General features: G+C 60.0%; 16 protein-coding genes. 10 read left to right on the top strand and 6 right to left on the bottom strand.

Features of this window, described 5'->3' with window-relative positions; translation table 11 throughout:
* Positions 1–33: 33 nt before the first annotated feature.
* From Q1A51_RS21670 to Q1A51_RS21660, 3 genes are read left to right on the top strand one after another with little or no spacing between them, the layout of a single operon-like run.
* Positions 34–1,077, top strand: coding sequence for a pyridoxal-phosphate dependent enzyme (locus Q1A51_RS21670; RefSeq protein WP_299602343.1), 1,044 nt, complete (start codon positions 34–36; stop codon positions 1,075–1,077).
* Complete coding sequence (locus Q1A51_RS21665) at positions 1,074–2,237, top strand: Xaa-Pro peptidase family protein (protein ID WP_299602340.1); 1,164 nt, start codon at positions 1,074–1,076, stop codon at positions 2,235–2,237. The genes Q1A51_RS21670 and Q1A51_RS21665 overlap by 4 nt, the downstream gene beginning before the upstream one ends.
* Positions 2,234–2,995 carry an Asp/Glu racemase gene (locus Q1A51_RS21660; RefSeq protein ID WP_299602337.1) on the top strand — a complete coding sequence of 254 codons (762 nt, stop codon included), beginning with the start codon at positions 2,234–2,236 and terminating at the stop codon, positions 2,993–2,995. The genes Q1A51_RS21665 and Q1A51_RS21660 overlap by 4 nt, the downstream gene beginning before the upstream one ends.
* On the opposite strand, the gene Q1A51_RS21655 is transcribed toward Q1A51_RS21660, so the two are convergent.
* On the bottom strand, positions 2,958–4,520 hold the full coding sequence (locus Q1A51_RS21655; RefSeq protein WP_299602334.1) for a peroxidase family protein: 1,563 nt from the start codon (positions 4,518–4,520) through the stop codon (positions 2,958–2,960). The two genes, Q1A51_RS21660 and Q1A51_RS21655, sit on opposite strands and share 38 nt — an antisense overlap.
* A gap of 253 nt (positions 4,521–4,773) precedes the next feature.
* Here Q1A51_RS21655 and Q1A51_RS21650 point away from each other — a divergent pair, with 253 nt between their 5' ends.
* Both Q1A51_RS21650 and Q1A51_RS21645 read left to right on the top strand, forming a co-directional pair.
* On the top strand, positions 4,774–5,898 hold the full coding sequence (locus Q1A51_RS21650) for an efflux RND transporter periplasmic adaptor subunit (RefSeq protein ID WP_299205347.1): 1,125 nt from the start codon (positions 4,774–4,776) through the stop codon (positions 5,896–5,898).
* Between the two features lies 1 nt (position 5,899).
* Complete coding sequence (locus Q1A51_RS21645; RefSeq protein WP_299602332.1) at positions 5,900–9,079, top strand: multidrug efflux RND transporter permease subunit; 3,180 nt, start codon at positions 5,900–5,902, stop codon at positions 9,077–9,079.
* Here Q1A51_RS21645 and Q1A51_RS21640 read toward each other — a convergent pair.
* Complete coding sequence (locus tag Q1A51_RS21640) at positions 9,076–10,017, bottom strand: GlxA family transcriptional regulator (RefSeq protein ID WP_299602330.1); 942 nt, start codon at positions 10,015–10,017, stop codon at positions 9,076–9,078. The genes Q1A51_RS21645 and Q1A51_RS21640 overlap by 4 nt on opposite strands.
* A 76-nt stretch (positions 10,018–10,093) precedes the next feature.
* Between Q1A51_RS21640 and Q1A51_RS21635 the strand changes: the two genes are divergently transcribed.
* From Q1A51_RS21635 to Q1A51_RS21625, 3 genes are all read left to right on the top strand, one after another.
* Positions 10,094–11,254 carry an acyl-CoA dehydrogenase family protein gene (locus Q1A51_RS21635; protein ID WP_299602327.1) on the top strand — a complete coding sequence of 387 codons (1,161 nt, stop codon included), beginning with the start codon at positions 10,094–10,096 and terminating at the stop codon, positions 11,252–11,254.
* 100 nt (positions 11,255–11,354) lie between these two features.
* Positions 11,355–13,346 carry an acetate--CoA ligase family protein gene (locus Q1A51_RS21630; RefSeq protein ID WP_299602816.1) on the top strand — a complete coding sequence of 664 codons (1,992 nt, stop codon included), beginning with the start codon at positions 11,355–11,357 and terminating at the stop codon, positions 13,344–13,346.
* 3 nt (positions 13,347–13,349) lie between these two features.
* Entirely contained in the window at positions 13,350–14,129 is a 780-nt protein-coding gene (locus tag Q1A51_RS21625) for a carnitinyl-CoA dehydratase (RefSeq protein WP_299205359.1), read from the top strand.
* Here the strand turns inward: Q1A51_RS21625 and Q1A51_RS21620 are convergent.
* Positions 14,126–15,385 carry a cytochrome c peroxidase gene (locus Q1A51_RS21620; RefSeq protein ID WP_299602325.1) on the bottom strand — a complete coding sequence of 420 codons (1,260 nt, stop codon included), beginning with the start codon at positions 15,383–15,385 and terminating at the stop codon, positions 14,126–14,128. The genes Q1A51_RS21625 and Q1A51_RS21620 overlap by 4 nt on opposite strands.
* Positions 15,386–15,436: 51 nt before the next feature.
* Between Q1A51_RS21620 and Q1A51_RS21615 the strand changes: the two genes are divergently transcribed.
* Positions 15,437–15,907, top strand: coding sequence for a tetratricopeptide repeat protein (locus tag Q1A51_RS21615; protein ID WP_299550256.1), 471 nt, complete (start codon positions 15,437–15,439; stop codon positions 15,905–15,907).
* A 297-nt stretch (positions 15,908–16,204) separates the two neighbouring features.
* On the opposite strand, the gene Q1A51_RS21610 is transcribed toward Q1A51_RS21615, so the two are convergent.
* Positions 16,205–16,969, bottom strand: coding sequence for an isocitrate lyase/phosphoenolpyruvate mutase family protein (locus tag Q1A51_RS21610; RefSeq protein ID WP_299602323.1), 765 nt, complete (start codon positions 16,967–16,969; stop codon positions 16,205–16,207).
* A gap of 164 nt (positions 16,970–17,133) precedes the next feature.
* On the opposite strand from Q1A51_RS21610, the gene Q1A51_RS21605 reads away from it, so the two are divergent.
* Positions 17,134–17,778, top strand: a complete 645-nt coding sequence (locus tag Q1A51_RS21605; protein ID WP_299602320.1) for a YdcF family protein — start codon at positions 17,134–17,136, stop codon at positions 17,776–17,778.
* 91 nt (positions 17,779–17,869) lie between these two features.
* On the opposite strand, the gene dctP is transcribed toward Q1A51_RS21605, so the two are convergent.
* Positions 17,870–18,928, bottom strand: coding sequence for a TRAP transporter substrate-binding protein DctP (gene dctP / locus Q1A51_RS21600; protein WP_299205373.1), 1,059 nt, complete (start codon positions 18,926–18,928; stop codon positions 17,870–17,872).
* A gap of 29 nt (positions 18,929–18,957) precedes the next feature.
* Positions 18,958–20,430: a TRAP transporter large permease gene (locus Q1A51_RS21595; RefSeq protein ID WP_299205376.1), complete on the bottom strand. Its 1,473-nt coding sequence runs from the start codon at positions 20,428–20,430 to the stop codon at positions 18,958–18,960.
* Position 20,431 lies beyond the last annotated feature (1 nt).

Raw genomic sequence — 20,431 nt, 5'->3', positions numbered from 1 at the left:
AGCGTGGACTGCAGCACCTGATAGCGTTTGGGCATGAAACATCTTGCCCGTACAGACACCCGCGCCGACGCAGCCATTGCCACGCTAACTGACGTTCCAGATCCCAGCGTGAGCGCAGACAATCCAGCGCGCCTGCTGCGCCGGTGCCCGGCGGCGGCGCCAACACCATTGGTGTCCTCGCCTGTCTTGGCGGACAGTGCGAATGTAGCCGAGGTGCAGATCAAGGACGAACGGGCGCGCATGGGTTTGGGCAGCTTCAAGGCGCTTGGTGCGGCTTATGTCATTGCCTGCGACGCCGAGACCGGCGCAGCGTCTGGACGAACTTATGTGACGGCCAGCGCTGGCAATCACGGCTTGTCAGTCGCGGCGGGTGCGCAAGCCTTCGGTGCAAAGGCGGTTATCTATCTGGCAGACACCGTGCCGGAGGTGTTTGCCGACCGGCTGCGTAGCTTTGGTGCGGATGTACGGCGTCATGGCTCGGTCTACGAAGACAGCATGGCCGAAGCGGCCCGTGCGGCGGAGGCCAATGGCTGGACGCTTCTTTCTGACAGCTCCTGGCCCGGCTACTTCGACATCCCGCACCGTTTGATGGAAGGGTATACTGTACTGATGCAGGAAACCGTGGCCGCTATGGATGCGCCCACCCACATCTTCCTGCAGGCGGGCGTTGGTGGACTGGCCGCGGCCTGTGCCGCCTATGCGCGCGACGCATGGGGACAGGCGCCCCGGATCATCGTGGTTGAACCCGAGGTGGCCCCCGCCCTTTTCGCGTCCGTTCAGGCGGGCGCCCCGCAAGTGACCGAAGGGCCAAGTTCGGACATGGGGCGGCTTGATTGCAAAGAACCATCGCTGATCGCACTCAAAGGGTTGGCGCGAGACGCCAATGACTACGTGCTGATTTCCGAGGAGGAAGGCGCGCACGGCAGCGCTGTTTCGGCCAAAGTTGGCTTGGCATCCACGCCCTCCGGGGCGGCGGGTCTGTCTGCCTTGCTGGCAAGCGCCCCCCATCGTGACGCATTGGGTCTGACGGACGCGTCACGCGTGCTGTTGATCCTGAGCGAGGAGGCGTCGGAATGACACCGCACGCGCGCGGTTTCCCCACGGCTGAATTTGCGGAGCGCACCCGCAAGGCCCAGTCGATGATGGAAGGTGCTGGCCTGTCTGCCCTGCTGCTCACAACTGAGCCGGAGATCAGGTACTACACCGGCTTTCTCACCCGCTTCTGGGAAAGCCCGACGCGCCCTTGGTTCGTTGTCGTTCCAGCGGAAGGCAACCCGATTGCCGTTATTCCATCCATCGGCGCACATCTGATGGGCCAGACATGGATCACCGATATTCGGACGTGGCAGGCACCGGACTATGACGATGACGGTATCGCATTGCTGGTCGACACATTGTCCGAGCACACTCCGCCCGGCGGCTCAATCGGCATTGCCGATGCGATGGAAAGCTATGTCCGCATGCCTTTGGGCGATCTGCGCAGCCTCGAGCAAAAGCTGGGATCGCGCAGGCTGGTGAGCGATATGCAGATCACGCGGCGTTTGCGATTGACCAAATCCGAGGCCGAGATTTCAAAGATACGAACCGCTGCAAACATCGCCGACCGAGCCTTTGATCGCGTGGCCGAGGTCGCCCGAACAGGAACACCATTGTCCGAGGTGTTTCGCCTGTTTCAAGCGCTTTGCCTTGAAGAAGGGGCCGATTGGGTGCCGTACCTTGCAGGGGCATCGAATCAGGGCGGGTACGGCGATGTGATTTCTCCGGCGACGGATGTGCCTTTGGCGCAGGGGGATGTGCTGATGCTCGACACCGGCCTCGTGCATGATGGGTACTTCTGCGATTTCGATCGCAACTTCAGCATCGATGTACCGAGTACCGAGGTGCGGGATGCCCATGCACGATTGATCGATTCCACCCAAGCCGGGTTTGACGCGGCCCGCCCCGGCGCGACGATTTCCGACATTTTCCACGCCATGAACACCATCGCCAATCCAGGAGGTGAGGCGATGGAGGCGGGGCGCCTTGGTCACGGGCTGGGTATGCAGCTGACCGAGTGGCCATCCATTATTGTGGCGGACCACACCCCACTAAATCCAGGCATGGTGCTGACGCTGGAGCCATCGGTATCCTTGGGCGATGGGCGCATCATGGTCCATGAAGAAAACATCGTGGTCCGCGAGACCGGAGCGGAGTGGCTGTCATCCCCCCAAGGCCCTGCCATTCGGGTGCTGAAATGAGTGTCCCTTATGACATCGACGACACCCGTCCCACGCAGCTTGGACTGATCGTCCTGCAGGCGGATGAAACGATCGAACAGGACATGCGCGTCCTGATGCCCCCGGATGTTGAATACATGATCAGTCGCGTCCCATCCGGCACATCGGTGACACCCGACACGTTGCGCGAGATGGCAGGCAACCTGACCGGTGCCGCAGCGCTGTTGCCGCGGGGTGCTGAGATGGCCTGCGTCGCCTATGCCTGCACCTCGGGTACCGCCGAAATTGGCGCAGGAAACATCGCTGATCTGGTGCAAGCAGGCGTGGACACTCCCCACGTCACGGACCCGGTCACGGCACTGATCGCCGCCTGCCAGCATCTTGGCGTCACTCGGCTTGGCCTGTTGAGCCCCTATATCGAGAGCGTGTCGGACCGTTTGCGTACCGTTCTGGGGGACGCCGGAATCGACGTCGTGGCATTTGCCAGCTTCGATGAGCCCCTGGAAGAGCGTGTGGTCCGCATCACGGCGCAGTCCGTCATCAACGCGGCCCAAGACCTTGGCCGGGAAACAGAACTGGATGCCCTGTTTTTATCTTGCACCAACTTGCGTACGCTGAACGCCATCCCGGACATCGAAGCCGCGCGCGACATGCCGGTCCTGTCCAGCAACCTTGTTCTGGCTTGGCACATGGCGCAACTGGCACAGACGCCGCTTGCCGCTGATCTACCCTTCCGCCTGACTACTCAGGCGTCCAAGCCGGTCGGGTCATCCCGATAAACGTGTCCCCCGCCCCACCGGTCACATTGCGATCAACCACATCCCGCAGTGTTTCCGTGCGGTTGATCGCACGCCACCCCGCTCCGGAGAAGGTCGAGCGCTTGAACACATGCCGCGACAAAAGCGGGTTAGTCAGGGCCTGACTGAATGCATCAAGCGCCACGAACTTGAGCACAAGGCTGGGCAGCGGGCTGTTGGGCACCCGATCTTCACAGAACAGTCCGACGTGGAAATCCACGTCGCGCGGGCCGTCATAGAATTGGCGGAGCAGGCCTGCGACCTCGGGATCAGACGAGATCGCCTCGAAATTCGCGGGCCTGCGCTGGCTCATGTAGTCGCAATAATCTGAAAAGCTGGCCAATGCACAGTCGCGGTCCTGTTTGATCGAGGCCACCTCAATATGCAGGAGCGGTTCGGCGGTGTTGCACGGTCCCAACTCGGCCGCTTGGGTGTCGCTGATCCCTGAAAATGCAGCAAGCAGGCCGTGATCGATCAGCAGCGCATTATTCATGAATGTGGTGTGTACCGGGCGTTTTTCGCCCCCCCATTTCAGCGCATCGGGGATCAGCGCGTGCCAGCGATAGAGCAGGCTGAATTCGGTGGTGATCCAGTTTGGTTTGTTCCATGGCGCGTTCCAGGCAACGGACGGATCGGCGCGCAGGCTGAAGGGCAGCGGAGAAATGTGGTTGATGTAATCCTCGACTACGATCTTGATGAATATGACGATGACCGCGTTGCGCGCGGTCTCAAACACCCGGTCGTCATCCCAATCTGGATGATCGGCCTCAATCTCTGCCGCGAGGCGGTTGTGTTCCCGCAGGAACAACGTGTTCAACATGGCAACCTGAGGGACCGAGTTTGCACGGTCACCACCGAAGGCAAAGATCGTGGGCCGGCGCGTATCATCAAGCGTGCTTTGCCCGAGCGGTGGGTCAAGGACATCGAACTGCGGATCGACCTTGCCGTCCTTGTAAAGGAACGGTGCGTATTCCTCTCCGTCGATCATCTGCGAAGCGAGCCGCCCCTTGCGGCCTTTTTCGTCAGACCGAAGACGCAGCGCCAGAGTCTGTGCGCGGGTGCGGCCGTAGAGAGGACAAAGGTCAATCTCGTGGTTCGACGTGTTGCGTTTCAAGCGGTGAGTGGGGTCTTCGCCCGCAGGCACCAAGTCTTCGGATTCCGTGCGGATAAAACCGTCCGTCAGATATTGCGCAAAGGCCGGAAACAGACATGTCGACTTGGGGCACATGCGTTGTTTGCCGTCCTTGCGACGAAACAGCGTGGCGAGATCTTCGGGATCGGCGGCATTGGCCCGGGGACGCGGTGGCAGGTGTCGGCCACTCCAACGGCGGTCGGTCAAACCACCCCACCAGACATAGTCGCGCTCCGTGCTCAGTGGATGCGGGCGCGGGCGGGCGCGATTGACAACGCGATTGATTGCCCACCGGTTGACGCGTTTGGCCAAGAACGGAATGGCTTCGACAATCGAAAAGACTGCCTTTTGGACGGAATACGGAAGAAATGACATAGCTGGCTCAATAATTGAAAGAATGAATGCCATCAGCATCCGCCAAAGTGACCCGCAATGCCAGCTTAAGTTGTGGCAAGTGGTGAATTTGGCGTCATCACGCAGATCACGCGCACACGAACTGTGTGAATTTGTGGACTCAAAGACAGCCACCTTGGCTTACTAGTTCTACGAGATCAGGTTGATCCATACCAATCACACCCTACGTGACATGTCGGCGCGCAGATCAAGCCACAATACCGGGACAGTTCTTATGAAGACTTTGGCGTCACTCTCCTTTGTTTTGCTTTTGGTTTTCGGGGCCGCAGCCACAGCGCAGCAGGGTCCACCAACCGTGACGGCGGCCAAGCCGGTCGTCAAAACAATCGTCGAAGATGACGAATTTGTGGGCCGGTTCGAGGCAAGGTCCGAAGTGTCCTTGCGGTCGCGTGTCTCAGGTTACCTCGAGGAGGTTCATTTCAAGGAGGGCAGTCTGGTCGAGGCGGGCCAGCTTCTGTTCACAATCGACCAACGGCAGTTCCGCACCGCCCTCAGACAGGCGCAGGCGCAGATTGATGTCGCCGATGCGACATATGAGTTTGCAACTGAACAGCTGGAGCGGGCGCAAGCGCTGATCGGAAACGGCACCATCCCGCAAAGTGTTCTGGATGAACGGCGCGAGGCGTATCTGGCCGCGCAAGGGGCCTTGGAACAGGCCCGTGCGGCATTGGAATTGGCCGAGCTGGATCTGGAGTTTTCAGAGATACGCGCACCGATGTCCGGACGGATTGATCGATCACTGATTGATCCCGGCAACCTGGTTTCTGCGGATCAAACCGTGCTGACGTCCATTGTTTCGAACGATCCCATCTACTTCGTCTTCGACATCGATGAACGGTATTTCCTTGCCTACGCGCGGGATGCGCGCGCACGCGGAACCGCCCTGCAAGAAGGGGGTGGTGCGTTGGAGGTCAAGGTGACGCTGTCGGATAACAAAATCCCGCCGCAAACAGGATACCTCGATTTTTCGGAGAACAGGATCGATGCCGAAACCGGCACAATGCGCGTCCGCGCCGTTCTGGAAAACCCGGATGAGTTACTAACGCCTGGGCTGTTTGGTCGGGTCAATGTGCCGGGATCGCTTCCATATGAAGGTATTCTGATCCCCGACCGGGCAATTGTTGCCGATCAAAACCGGCGGCTTGTGATGACCGTCGACGCCGATGGTGTGGTCACGCCTTTGCCAATCCGTCCCGGACCCGGAATAGATGGATACCGCGTCGTGCGCGAAGGTATGGATGGAACCGAAACAATCGTGATTGACGGTCTGGTGACCGCCCGCCCGGGCATGACAGTGAACCCGGATATGGTCGAACTGCCACTCATCGCGGAGAACTGATATGGGCCGCTTTTTCGTCAGCCGCCCAATCTTTGCCGTCGTTGTATCCGTGATCATGACGATTGTCGGCTTGATCTCGTACTATCAGTTGCCGATTGAACAATACCCCGAAATCGCACCGCCCTCGATCGTGGTGCGCGCCTCTTATCCGGGGGCTGATGCGACGACCATTGCAAACACCGTTGCAACCCCGCTTGAGCAGGAAATCAACGGGATCGAAGGCATGTTGTACATGTCCTCATACGCAACGGCAGACGGCGCGATGAGCCTGACCGTCACTTTTGAACTGGGCACCGATCTGGATACGGCGCAGGTGCTGGTGCAAAACCGGGTCGCCATTGCCGAACCGCGCCTGCCCCAAGAGGTGCGCGCATTGGGTGTGACAACGACCAAGTCATCCCCGGACCTGATGATGGTTGTGCATATGCTGTCGCCGGACGCCACGTTCGACCAGCTTTATGTGTCCAACTATGCCCGCGCGCGGGTGCGCGACCGGCTGGTGCGCTTGGACGGCGTGGGCGATCTGATCATCTTTGGGGAACGCGAGTTTTCAGCGCGCGTCTGGCTGGACCCGGACAAGCTGGCCTCCCTCAGCCTGACGGCCAGTGACGTGGTAGACGCGCTTAGAGAGCAGAATGTTCAGGTATCTGGTGGCTCGCTTGGTGCCCCTCCGAACACCGCAGACAATGCCTTTCAGGTGTCCGTCACGACCCAAGGGAGATTGGAAGACCCAAGGGAATTCGGGCGGGTCATCGTAAAGGCGTCGGATACCGGGCGTGTTGTCCGGGTGCGTGATGTCGCACGGATCGAGATCGGTGCGCGGTCCTACGTCACCAACTCCTATCTCAACAACAAACCTGCTGTAGCGCTTGGTATCTTCCAGCGACCCGGTTCGAACGCGTTGGCCACCGCAGACGAAGTGCGGGCGACGATGGACGAACTGGCCCAGGACTTCCCGAACGGGTTGGAATACCAGGTCGTCTACAACCCAACCGAATTCATCAGCGCCTCCATCGACGCCGTCTACAAAACGCTGTTTGAAGCTGTGTTGTTGGTCGTCATCGTCATCATCGTCTTCCTGCAAAGCTGGCGCACCGCCCTTATTCCGCTGCTTGCGATACCGGTGTCTCTGATCGGGACATTCGCGGTGATGCTGGCGCTTGGCTACACGCTGAACCTGCTGACGTTGTTCGGGTTAATCCTTGCCATCGGCATTGTGGTGGATGACGCCATCGTTGTTGTCGAAAACGTCGAACGAAACATCCGCAACGGCATGACACCGCGCCAGGCGTCGGCCAGATCCATGGACGAGGTGCAAAGTGCCATCATCGGCACAACACTTGTTCTGATCGCGGTCTTTGTCCCTGCCGCGCTGGTGCCCGGTATCACCGGACAGTTCTACAGGCAGTTCGCCGTCACCATCTCGGTGGCAACCGTGATCTCAAGCATCAACTCGCTCAGCCTGTCCCCCGCCCTTGCCGCAATTTTTCTGAAACCGAATAGCAACTCACTGTCACGCAACCCGCTGTCGCAGCTTGGTGCTTATTTTGCCAACGCCTTCAACGGCGGTCTTGATATCGTCACGCGCGGCTATGCCGCCGTTGTGCGGGTGCTTGTTGGTACGTGGGGCATGATCGCGGTCGCAATTGTCGCCTTCGCAGGTCTTTTGGGCACAGCATGGTGGATCAATGAACAGGTGCCGACGGGCTTCATCCCTGACGCGGACCAAGGCTATGCCATCGTCGTGGTGCAATTGCCCGAGGGGGCATCGCTGGACCGGACCGACACGGTGATGAAGCAAGCCACCGAGATTGCGCTTGAAACGCCTGGCGTCACCAATGCCGTTGCGTTCGCCGGGTTCTCGGGTGCCACCTTCACCAACGCCAGCAATCAGGGCGTGATCTTCACGACCTTCGCCCCGTTCGAGGACCGTCTGGAAAGCGGGTTGGATGCCAATGCAATTGTCGGGCAGCTCTTTGGCCGCATGCAGGTGATCCGAGAGGCATTCATCATTGCCATCGCGCCCCCTTCGGTACGGGGTGTCGGCACCGGTGGTGGCTTCAAGATGCAGCTGCAGGACACTGACAGTGCGGACATGCGCCGCGTGTTGAACAGTGCCTACGCCATCATGGGTGCCGCACAACAATCGGACAAGGTGACGGGCGTCTTCACGACATTCTCAGCCAGTTCGCCTCAGGTGTACCTCGAGATTGACCGCGTGCGCGCGCAAATGCTGAACGTTCCGATTGGAGAGATCTTTGAGACATTGTCGATCAACCTTGGTTCAGCCTATGTGAACGACTTCAACGCCTTTGGCCGCCTGTTCCAGGTGCGCGCGCAGGCCGACCAGCAGTTCCGACTGGACGAAGAAGACATTCGATCCCTGCGTGTCCGGACGGCAACTGGTGCACTTGTTCCATTGGGAACCCTTGTATCCGTGGTCGACACGGCAGGCCCTGCACTGGTGCAGCGCTATAACCAACTCGTGTCTGTGCCGATCCAGGGCAACGCCATCCCGGGTGTGTCCACGGGTGACGCCCTGATCGCTATGGAGGAATTGGCTGAACAACTGCTGCCGCCCGGCGTGGATTACGAATGGACCGAATTGGCGCTGCAGGAACGCAATCAGGGTGACACGGCAACATACATCTTTGCCTTCTCGGTTCTGTTTGCTTTCCTCTTTCTTGCCGCTCTCTATGAAAGCTGGGTCTTGCCACTTGCCATCATTCTTGTGGTGCCACTTGCAGTCCTGTCTGCCTTGTCGGGTGTGATGCTGCGCGGCATGGACAACAACATTCTGACGCAGGTGGGACTTATCGTATTGGTGGGCCTGTCGGCCAAGAACGCCATCCTAATCGTGGAATTCGCAAAACAAGCGCAAGAGGAAAAGGGGATGTCCGCGATTGACGCCGCCGTGGACGCGTGCCGCCTGCGTCTGCGACCGATCCTGATGACAGCCTTTGCCTTCATCCTTGGTGTGGTACCACTGATGATCGCCACTGGCCCCGGGTCCGAGATGCGGCAAGCCTTGGGCACCGCTGTCTTTTTCGGGATGTCCGGCGTGACCTTCCTTGGCCTGTTCTTCACGCCGGTGTTCTATGTTGCCCTGCGCCGCATCTTCCCCGGAAAAGCAAAGGATGTGGAAAGCACCGAAACGGCATCAGAGCCAACGCCCAGCTAAGGGTTGTCCTGGCGCATGGCTTGCGGGCTTTGACCAAAGGCTGCCCTGAAGGCACGTGTCATGGCGCTGGCGTTCTCATACCCGCATCTGCCCGCGATCTCTGACACGGGCAGATCGGTGTCCTGCACAAGGCGCAAAACGGCGTTGAGGCGCAGACGCCGGTACACGGTCGCTGGCGTTGCGACCATCGCAGTCTTCATACGATGCTCCAGCGTTTTCTGGGTGCACCCGACGCGACGCGCGATCTCGGGAATGGGAAGCGGATACTCGATATTGTCCTGCATCATCGCCACCGCCCGGCCGACCATTCGTCCCGACGCGCGGACTGGCAGCGCTTGCACCGTTTCGCGCGACATGAACAGTTGGGCAACCTCCATGGCGACCAGCGGTCCATGTGCGGACGCAATCAGGCTGTTTGCCAGATCAAAGGCCGCCATGGCACCTGAACACGTGATGCGATCGGCATCGATGACATAGCGTTGCCGCACAGTCTCAACATCCGGGAACGCCTCGGAAAAGGCATCGAGCATGTCCCAATGAATGGTTGCGCGGTGGTCATCCAAAAAACCGGCACGCGCCAAGAGCCAGCTTCCTGTGTCGAGGCCACCCAGAACAGCGTATCGCCGTGCGGCACTGCGGACGGCACCCAAGATACGATCCTGATCCAAGTCGCGAATGCCGTAAGACGGCATAAGCATCAGCGCGGTGCCCTCGGCGTTTGCGAGAGCATCATGTGGCTCAATCTGCAACCCGCTTGAGCTGGAGACCGGCGTGCCATCCAGCGTGAAAAACCGCCATTGATAAGCGGTGCGCCGCAAGAACCCGTTCGCAGCCCGCAGCGGTTCAACGAAATTCGCGAGGCAGTGGTTCGAAAACCGATCAAACAGGACGATGTCCACATGCTGCATCGCGTCATGGATTTTCGACCATTCCTGCATGATAAATGCCTAGCACTGCACGTTGTATGTCGGCAAGCCGCGCTCTGATCCTGCAGCCACAACAGGGAACGCACCGATGCAGTTTGGTTTGACCGAAGAGCAGGACATGATCGTCTCGACTGTCCGCAGTTTCGTCGAGAAAGAGATTTACCCCCACGAGGCCGAGGTCGAACGAACCGGGCAGGTTCCCCACGAGTTGGGGGAAGAGATCAAGCGCAAGGTCATCGATATGGGGTTCTATGCCTGCAACTTCCCAGAAGAGGTTGGCGGTGCGGGCCTCAGCCATATGGACTTTACGCTGGTCGAGCGCGAGTTGGGGCGCGGATCGATGGCGCTGACCCATTTCTTTGGTCGTCCGCAAAACATCCTGATGGCCTGTAACGAAGACCAGCGTGAACGCTACCTGCTGCCTGCCGTGCGGGGCGAGCGGATGGATGCGCTGGCCATGACCGAGCCTGATGCTGGTTCAGATGTGCGCGGTATGAAATGTACCGCCTTCCGCGACGGTGGCGATTGGGTCATTAACGGGTCCAAACACTTCATCTCGGGCGCGGAACACGCTGATTTCTTCATCGTGTTCATCGCCACCGGCGTCGATGACACGCCTAAGGGACCAAAGAAGCGGATCACCACATTCCTTGTGGATCGTGGCACGCCGGGGTTCGAAGTGCGCGACGGCTACAATTCAGTCAGCCACAAGGGGTACAAGAATTGCATCCTGTATTTCGATGAGTGCCGCCTGCCCGATGCGCAGGTTCTGGGTGAGGTCGATGGCGGTTTTGCCGTGATGAATGAATGGCTTTATGCGACGCGCCTGACGGTTGCGGCCTTCAGCGTGGGCCGGGCGCGACGGTGCTTTGACTATGCCCTGAAATATGCGGCCGAGCGCAAGCAGTTTGGCCAGCCCATCGGAAAGTTCCAGGGCGTCAGCTTTCAAATCGCGGACATGATCACCGAGATTGATGCCGCCGACTGGCTTACCCTGGCGGCTGCGTGGCGGTTGGATCAGGGGCTGCCGTCGAACCGCGAGATCGCGTCAGCCAAGCTTTACGCCTCCGAAGCCCTGGCGCGGGTCACCGACACCACGTTACAAATCTATGGTGGCATGGGTTTGATGGATGACTTCCCGATTGAGCGGTTCTGGCGCGACGCGCGGGTCGAGCGCATCTGGGATGGCACCAGCGAAATCCAACGCCACATCATCAGCCGCGATCTTTTGCGGCCCTTGGGTGCCTGAGATGGTTTCGCATGGGCAAAGCCCATCCGACCGGAGCGAGGGGCCAGCCCCTCGCGCTCCCCGGGATTTTTTTGAAACAGGGAAGAGCAAGCTTTCGCGACTGTTGCGCCCCAAATCAATCGCCGTCATCGGCGGCGGCCCGTGGTGCACTTCCGTTATCGAACAGGCCAAGCGTTTCGGTTTTGATGGCGCAATCTGGCCAGTACACCCAAACAAGCCGGTGCTTGCAAACCACGGCGCATTCCCATCGGTCGAGGATTTGCCAGCGCCCCCCGATGCCACGTTCATCGGTGTGAATCGTGCTGCAACTATTGACGTTGTATCCACCCTATCGTGCCTCGGCGCGGGCGGTGCTGTCTGTTTCGCCTCCGGCTTTGCGGAAGCCACGGCCGAAGATGAAAGCTCCGCTGACTTGCAGGCGCAGTTGATCCAAGCGGCCGGCGATATGCCTATCCTTGGCCCGAACTGCTATGGCTTCATCAACGCGTTGGACCAGGCGCTTCTTTGGCCGGACCAGCATGGATGCACGCCCGTGGATAGGGGTGTCGCCATCCTTACCCAAAGTTCGAACATCGCGATCAACCTGACGATGCAGCAACGGGCACTGCCCGTCGCCTATGCGATCACCTCGGGGAATATGGCGCAAACGAGCCAAGCCGAGCTGGCGCTTTCGCTGCTTGAGGATCAGCGGGTTACAGCCATTGGACTGCATATCGAAGGCTTCGGTGATGTGCGCCAGTGGGAAGCCTTGGCCGCAAAGGCATATGATCGTGGCATTCCATTGGTCGCTCTGAAGGTTGGTGCGTCGGACCAAGCGCGGCTGGCGACAGTTTCGCACACCGCATCCCTGGCTGGGTCGGATACAGGGGCTCAGGCATTTCTGGACCGTTTGGGCATTGCCCGCGTCAATGCATTGCCCGACTTTCTGGAAACCCTGAAACTGCTGCATCTGTATGGCCCGATGTCAGGGAACAGGATTGCATCCATTAGCTGTTCGGGTGGTGAGGCCAGCTTGATAGCGGATATGGCGCTGGACACGGGCCTGACGTTCCCTGACCTGACAGACGCACAGAAAACCGATCTGCGCGCCTCTCTCGGCCCCATGGTCGCGGTTGCGAACCCATTGGATTACCACACCTATATCTGGCGCGATTCCGACACGATGGCATGTGCATGGTCGGCCATGACCGGTGACGGGGTCAACATGACCCTGTCGATCGTGGACTACCCGTTCACCGACAGCTCTGATTGGGCCTGCGCAACTGATGCTGCCCTGAAAGTACGTGCGAACACCAAAGCCCCCTTTGGCGTCGTGGCCACCTTGCCGGAATTGATGCCTGAGCAGACCGCGCAGCAATTGGCCGAAGGTGGCGTCGTCCCCTTCCTCGGCCTGCGCGAAGCTCTTGCCGCCATTGAGGCTGCGTACCACATTCATGCCCCCCACCCGACCCCGATATGTGTGCCCGGCACGTCGGAGGCCACAATGCATCTGACTGAGGCTGAGGCGAAAGCGGAGCTTGCACTGCATGGGTTGAACGTGCCGGAGAACCGTCTTTTTTCAGCCAAGGACGCTGAGCAAGAAGCGACCGCCCTTGAAGGGCCTTTGGCTGTGAAAGGGGTTGGGCTCGCGCACAAGACGGAAGCGAATGCTGTCCACCTGAATGTATCTGCAGCGGACATTGGCGCGGTCGCCGACAGCATCGGGACACGAACAATTCTCATCGAGGAAATGGTGACGGATGGCGTCGCAGAACTGCTGGTTGGTGTTGTTCGCGATCCGGCCCACGGGTTTGTTCTGACCCTTGGTGCGGGCGGAGTGTTGACCGAACTGATGCAAGACACGCAATCACTGCTTTTGCCCGTTACTGCGACAGATATCGACACGGCCCTGTCGCGCTTGCGCTGCTCTGTGCTGCTTCGCGGGTATCGCGGTAAACCAGCTGCTGATCCTTCGGCCATCCGCGAGGCAGTACTGGCCATCCAATCCTACGTGCTTGCACATGCCGACACCCTCAGCGAGGTTGAAGTGAACCCGCTGATCTGCACCCCCACCCGCGCTGTTGCCGTTGATGCGCTGATACGAAAGGCCTGATCGATGAGCCCCATAAAAACAAGGCGCGAAGGCGCGATCCTGGAAGTCACGTTGGACCGGCCCAAGGCCAATGCCATCGACCTCGCCACAAGCCGGATCATGGGTGAAACCTTTATGGCGTTCCGCGACGATCCCGAGCTGCGCGTGGCCATCATAACGGGCGCGGGCGAGAAGTTCTTTTGCCCCGGCTGGGACCTCAAGGCCGCCGCGGACGGGGATGCTGTTGATGGCGATTATGGCGTCGGGGGCTTCGGCGGATTGCAGGAATTGCGCGGCCTCAACAAACCGGTCATCGCGGCCGTGAACGGCATTGCCTGTGGTGGCGGGCTGGAACTGGCATTGAGCGCAGACATGATCCTGGCGGCCGAGCATGCGACATTTGCCTTGCCGGAAATCCGGTCCGGCACCGTTGCCGATGCCGCCAGCATCAAACTTCCCAAGCGCATCCCCTACCACATCGCGATGGAGCTTTTGCTGACCGGGCGCTGGTTCGATGCGGAGGAAGGGCACCGCTGGGGCTTGGTCAATGAAATCGTTTCCGTCCAGGGGCTTATGGACCGCGCGTGGGACTTGGCCCGGTTGATCGCATCGGGTCCACCGTTGGTCTACGCCGCGATCAAGGAAGTGGTACGGGACGCCGAGGACTCCAAGTTTCAGGACGCAATGAACCGCATTACCAACAGCCAGTTGCCCACGGTCGAGACGCTATATCGTTCCGAAGATCAACTGGAAGGTGCCCGCGCATTTGCCGAGAAACGCGATCCGGTCTGGAAGGGCCGCTAGGGCGTTATTCTCGGATCAACCGGCAGGCCGCTTGGCACTGCCTTTGCCACGCCCAGTTTGCCGTCATTTGCGGTTTCACCTGTCAGGGCATGTAGGAACGCCACGATCTGATCGACTTCGCTGTCCGTAAGAAGGTTATTTTCAATCTGCACCGCCGCGCGTTGACGCGCCATTTCGCGGCTGTCTTGCCAAACCATGAAATCGATCGCCTCAAGCCACGGAACGGACGGCAGAGCTGCTATCTCTGGCGTCCAATTATCCAATGATTGCAAGGGGTTCATATGATGCCGCACGATCCCTTCGAGGGTCGGATATGCACCGTTGTGCCCATAGGGGGCGGTCAGGGCCACGTTTCGGAGCATCGGTGTTTTGAAGGCATAGGCATCTTCGAGCGCGTCGCTTTCCCCCATGCGTCCGACATCCCGCACCATGGGATCAAAGCGGCGGGTTCGACCAGGGCCAAAGGGCGGCAGGCCGAGGGCGTGGAATGCCTGATCAGTCATCAGTGGGCCACTGTGGCAACTGCTGCAATTCGCCTTGCCATAGAACAGTTCAAGCCCCTGCTTTTGTTGAGTATTCAGGGCTTTTTCATCGCCCGACAGATAGGCGTCGAAGGGGCTGTCCGTGCTGGTCCATTCCCAGGTCATGAAGGCACTGAGCGCATTCGCGATATCGGCAATGGTGATGTCCTTGGCCGTTTTGATATGGTCATACGCCCCCGCGAACCCTTCGGCATATGGAGGGATGTGGCGCACACGGTCTGCAAGGATGGGCCACGCGTAATCCATACGCTGGTGGATGGCCCCAGCAACCTCGTTTTCCTTGGGGTTTCCAGCCATTTCAAACTGGGCGACCAGCGGGAAAATTGCCTGTGCTGCCAATAGGTTATTCAATCCCTCGGGCAGCCATTCCTCGGCCGGGGAGTTAAATCCGTTCTCATAGGTGTCGGCGACGCTGAGGCGTCCGTCGTGGAAGATGGTGTGCAGGTCCTTGGCCCCGAGGTTCCAGAGGCCGGGCGCGTTGCGGGGGATGCGTTTGCGGATGCGGTCATCGCCCACGCCGGCAGTCCGCTGCGGGCCCAAACCTTCGCCCCCTTCGCCGATGCCGAGGCTCAGACCGTCACCGGTGCCAAGGTCGGGATGGTGACAGGTGGAACAGGCGATATTGCGGTTGCCGGACAGGATGCGATCATAGAACAGAAGCTGGCCGAGTTTGGCTTGCGCCGGGTCCACAGCGATGAAATCATCCGCGGTCAAAGCACGTGGTACACCGTCGGCAAAGGCGGGTGCGCCGCAAAGGAGAAGTACATGCGCAAACTTGCGATAGCCCTTGTTTTTATGGCCTTCCCGGCACTGGCCGAGATTGAGGAAGCGCGCGATCTGATGGAGGCCGGAGACTACAAGGCAGCCTATGATGCGCTGTGGCCCGCGGCCCGGTCGGGCAATGCGGATGCCGAGGAACTGATCGGTGTCATGTACGCCTTGGGCCTTGGCGTCGAGCGCGATGATGAACGGGCGTTCGAGTGGTATTTGCGGTCGTCGATGAAGGGGCATCCGGGCGCGCAATCCGGTGTCGGATGGTACTACGAGGTTGGGCGCGGGATGCCCGCACCGGACCTTGTGCGCGCGTATATGTGGTACACCCTGTCCGCGATTGGCGGCGATCCCGACGCGGCGATTTCGCTGGAAGAGGTGGTCAAGAAAATGACCAAGGATCAGATTGATCGGGCGCATATTCTGGTCGCTGACTACAAGGTGTGGATGTATCCGTTCCGGTGAGTGTGGCAGCAGATTTTCGCCTTGGGAAGCCTTGTCACCGTACGGTGGCGTTAACGCTGCGTACGATGGTTAAATTCGGATAAAACGCGCATTTTGCGGCAAAAAGTGCACAGTTTGGTGCGGGTCATACCAGCCTGTTTCAGCCTCATATGCTGAAACTGCGCATTAGCAGTCCGAGACTGCACATTTTGCATTGCCACTGCGCGTTAACAACCGGTTAAGATTTGGGCGGCGTTAACGTTTGAACGCGGCGCTTTACCTTTTGTTAGGAGAGGCGGGGTGAACCCCGCCCTACCGTTAGCTGGCGGCGGCTGCGCTGTAACCTTCGGCCACCTGCGTCATGGATTGGGCGAAAGGACCCGGGCCATAGCTGGCCCGCGCAACGCCGAGGGCGGCGACTTCGGCAATCGAACTCAGGGCACCGCGCATCATCACGTTGATTGGCAAGGATGACGCATCGCAGATGCCACGGATCATGCCGTGGTCCGTCAAGCCGGGGATGAAGAAGCCGCTGGCCCCGGCCTCGGCATAGGCTGCGCCACGTTCTTTTGCCTCGACCAGATGGGTCGCGTGGGTGTCGGGCTTGGCTTTCAAGAACAGATCGGTGCGCGCGTTGATGAAGAGCGGCACGCCCGCTGCGTCAGCCGTAGCGCGGATCGCCTTGACCCGGGCAGCTTGTGTGTCGATGGGATAGAGGTCTGAGCTGCCGACCACTTGATCCTCGAAGTTGAGCCCGATGGCGCCCGTGCCGATCAGGGCCGTGATGTTGGCGGCCAGCGGTTCGGGGTCGGCGGTATAGCCTCCTTCGAAATCGATGCTGACCGGCAGGTCCGTGCTGTTCACAATGCGGGTGGCGATGGCGAGCAGATCGTCGAGCGGGATGTTTTCGCCGTCAGGGTAACCCTGCGCCTCGGCCACGGACCAGCTGCCGGTGGCAAGGGCCTTGGCGCCCGCCTTGGTCACGGCCTTGGCCGTGCCCGCGTCCCAGATGTTGTAGATAACGACGGGTGTGCCGGGGATGTGCAAGGCGGCGAAGGCGTTGGCTTTGTCGATTTGGGACATGGGAGTGACCTTTGTTCGGGACAGGTAGCGGCAGCTTTGCCGTGACAGCACCGAAGCGCAAGAGGGGCTTGGCGTATTGCATCCGGACAAGTCTGAGGGACCGATCCGCCTTGCATGTCCATTCCCTTGCAGCGAGGGTCGACCGTGCAGACAAAGAGGGCCAGATGACCGCAAATGACGTTCCAGAGGCCGCCCGCACACTCTGGCACTTTCATCATGTCAACAGCACACCAAGCGCGGCGGACGTCATTATTGGATTGGGATCCTATGACATCCGGGTGGCCGCGCGTTGCGCGGAACTGTTCAAGGACGGTTTTGCGCCCCGGATCATATTCACCGGCGCATCAGGGAATTGGACAAGCGACCTTTTCCCGGCAAGCGAGGCAGAGGCATTCTGTGATCACGCGCATCAGTTGGGCGTGCCGACAGAGGCGATCACACTGGAACCCCGCGCCACGAATATCGGTGAGAATGTGCGTTTCTGCGCGGATCTTGTCCCTGATGCAAAGCAGGTGATCTTTGTGACCAAACCGCAGACGCAATTGCGGTGTCTGGCGACGGCTGAACACCAGTGGCCGGGGGTGAAATCCTTGGTCACAGCGCCCGACACCGCATTTGAGGATCAACCCCTTCCCCATCACGATCAACGCGCATTGATTTGCGAAATGGTTGGAGATCTGGACCGGATGCGTACCTACACCACGTTGGGTTTTCAACGGCACGTGGATGTTCCTGAGCCTGTTCTACAGGCCTTCGACGCACTTGTGGCGGCTGGCTATGTCGATCACTTGCCGCAACCGCGCCCTTAGCCCATCCGTTTCCTTGTCGTTCAGATGCACCAACGAGGAAAGGCCGCCCCGATATGGGACGGCCTTGGGATAACGCGGATATTGGTCCGCTTTAGTTCAGGTCGGCGGCGCGCGACGCGTTCACGTCTTCTTCGGCGGCTGCAACGGCAGCTGTCAGAGCGTCAAAGATTTCAGGGCCACGGGCCACGTTGTCCTTGAACCAGTCGTAGACCGGTGTGGACGCTTCGGCAAACGCAGCCTTTTGCGCAGGTGTTGGCACGTAGAGATCACCGCCACCGGCGACAAACTCTTCGTAAGCCTGGATCGACTTGCGCTTGGGCGAGGCGAATGTCGCCTGTTGCAGGGCGTAGAAGCCATCAACCACGACGCGGCGCATGTCTTCGGGCATTGCGAGGAAGTTTTCGTTCGACATCCACCACAGCGCACCCATGTAGGCGTGGCCGTCGAGGGTGACGTATTGCAGGCCCGCATCGGGGAACTTCATACCCATGATGTCGGTGATGCCGTTCTTGGATCCTTCGACAACGCCGGTCTGGAACGAGGTGAAAAGCTCGGGCCACGGGATCGGGGTTGGGGACGCGCCAAGGGCTTTGACCAGTTCTTGCGGCAGGTCGGCGACCACGGTACGGATTTTCAGACCTTCCATATCGCCCGGCTCGGCCACACGGCGTTGCGTGTTGGCAAAGTTGCGCCAGCCGCCGGTGTTCCCGATGGTCATCAGGCGGATCGCGCCACCGGAATCCTCAAGCGCCATGTCACGCATGGTGCGGGTGAAGTCACCCGACAGCACGTGTTCCGCGATGCGGTCGTCGGCCATCAGGTATGGCAGGTCGAGCACCTGCACGTAAGGAAAGATGCCCGAGGCACCGCCGGAGGTGGAGATGTAGACATCGATCGAGCCGTCGGCCACGCCTTGCAGGCATTCCGCACCGTTCGAGCAGAGTTGCGTGCCGATGAAGAGTTCCACGGCGATGGCGCCGTTTGAAGCTGCCTCGACATAGTTCTTGAAGACGACGAGGCCGTCATAATCTTCGTCATTGGTATTCGAGTTGGCGGTGGCGCGGATCGTGTAATCCTGCGCTGTCGCCATCATGGCCGAGCCTGCGACAAGCGCGGCGGCTGTGAGGGTTTTGAGGGTCGTTTTGAGCATTATGTTAGGTCCTCCCGTTAAGCTCTGGATTAGTTTGCAAACCCCGTCAGGCGGGGAATGGTCATGGATATTGCGGGCACGTAGGTGATCAGGAAGATCACTGCGATCTCGATGGCGAGGAAGGGCAGGATCGCCTTGGCGATGGTTTCCACCTTTTCCCGACTGACCGCCGCCGCAACGAAAAGCACCAGCCCCATGGGTGGCGTTGCCAGCCCCACCGTCAGGTTCACCGACATGATGATGGCAAAGTGGATCGGGTCGACGCCGAGATCGACGAAGATGGGGCCGAGGATGGGCCCAAGGATGATGATCGCGGGCCCTGCATCAAGGAACATGCCGACGATGAACAACAGCAGGTTGATCAGGAAAAGCAGGACCAGAGGGTTTTCCGACAGCGTCAGAATGAAATCCGCGAGGATCTGGGGCGCGTAGCTGAGCGAGACCACCGTTTTGAACGCAAGTGCTGCCCCCACCAGCAACAAGACCACGGCGCTGGTCAGCCCCGCGCGGCTGAGGATGTCGGGCAGATCCGACAGGCGCATGGTGCGCAGGACAAAGAAGGCGACGAAGACGGCGTAGGCCACGGCGACCGCTGCCGCCTCGGTCGGGGTGAAGACGCCGCCGAGGATTCCGCCGAGGATTAGGACCGGCGTTTGCAAGGGCACGATCGCGCGTTTGCAGATGGTGCGGAATTCGCTGCTGACCTGGGTACGGAGCGCAAGCATCAGCGCGTGGGCCACGACGACCGCGCCTGCGAAGGTGCCCCAGAGGATCAGCGGGGATGTCTCGCCCAAGGGCAGGAAGGCCCAGAGCAGCAGGCCGATGTTCAGACGCACCAGCGCCCAGGACACCCAACGTTCCATGGGGCTGAGCGCAACGCCGTCGAATTTGACTTTGTGCGCCGCGGGCAGGTCGTAGCGGTCAGCGGTGAGGCGGATCATCACCATGAGGCCGACACCCACGAGGATACCCGGCACGATGCCCGCGAGGAACAGGGCCGCAACGCTTTCGCCCATAACATAGGCGTAGATGATCATGATGCCCGAGGGCGGGATGATCGGGCCGATGACGGATGAGGCGGCGGTGATCGCTGCAGCGTAGCGGCGGGTATAACCCTCTTTCTCCATCGCTGGCACCAGCATGGAACCAAGCGCCGAGGTGTCGGCCACGGCAGAGCCGGAGAGGCCCGCGAAGAGGATGGACGACAGCACGTTCACTTGCGCGAGGCCACCGCGCAGGTGGCCCATGAGCGCTTGGGAAAACTGGACAAGGCGGATGGTGATCCCACCCTTGTTCATCAACTCGCCCGCCAGCATGAAGAACGGGATTGCCATGAGCGGGAAGCTGTCCATGCCGTTGTAGACGTTCCGGTAGAGCAGCGTGATGTCACGCTCTTGCCCGTTGAGGTACAGCAGGATGCCAGGGGCGGCGAGCAGGCCGAAGAAGACCGGCAGGCCGATCATCAGGAACAGCAGGAAAAGCGGAAGGAACCAGATCAGCATA

Source organism: uncultured Tateyamaria sp., assembly GCF_947496075.1.
Lineage (GTDB): Bacteria > Pseudomonadota > Alphaproteobacteria > Rhodobacterales > Rhodobacteraceae > Tateyamaria.
Note: the sequence above shows the minus strand (reverse complement) of the source record. Positions and strands in the feature narration are given on the sequence as shown.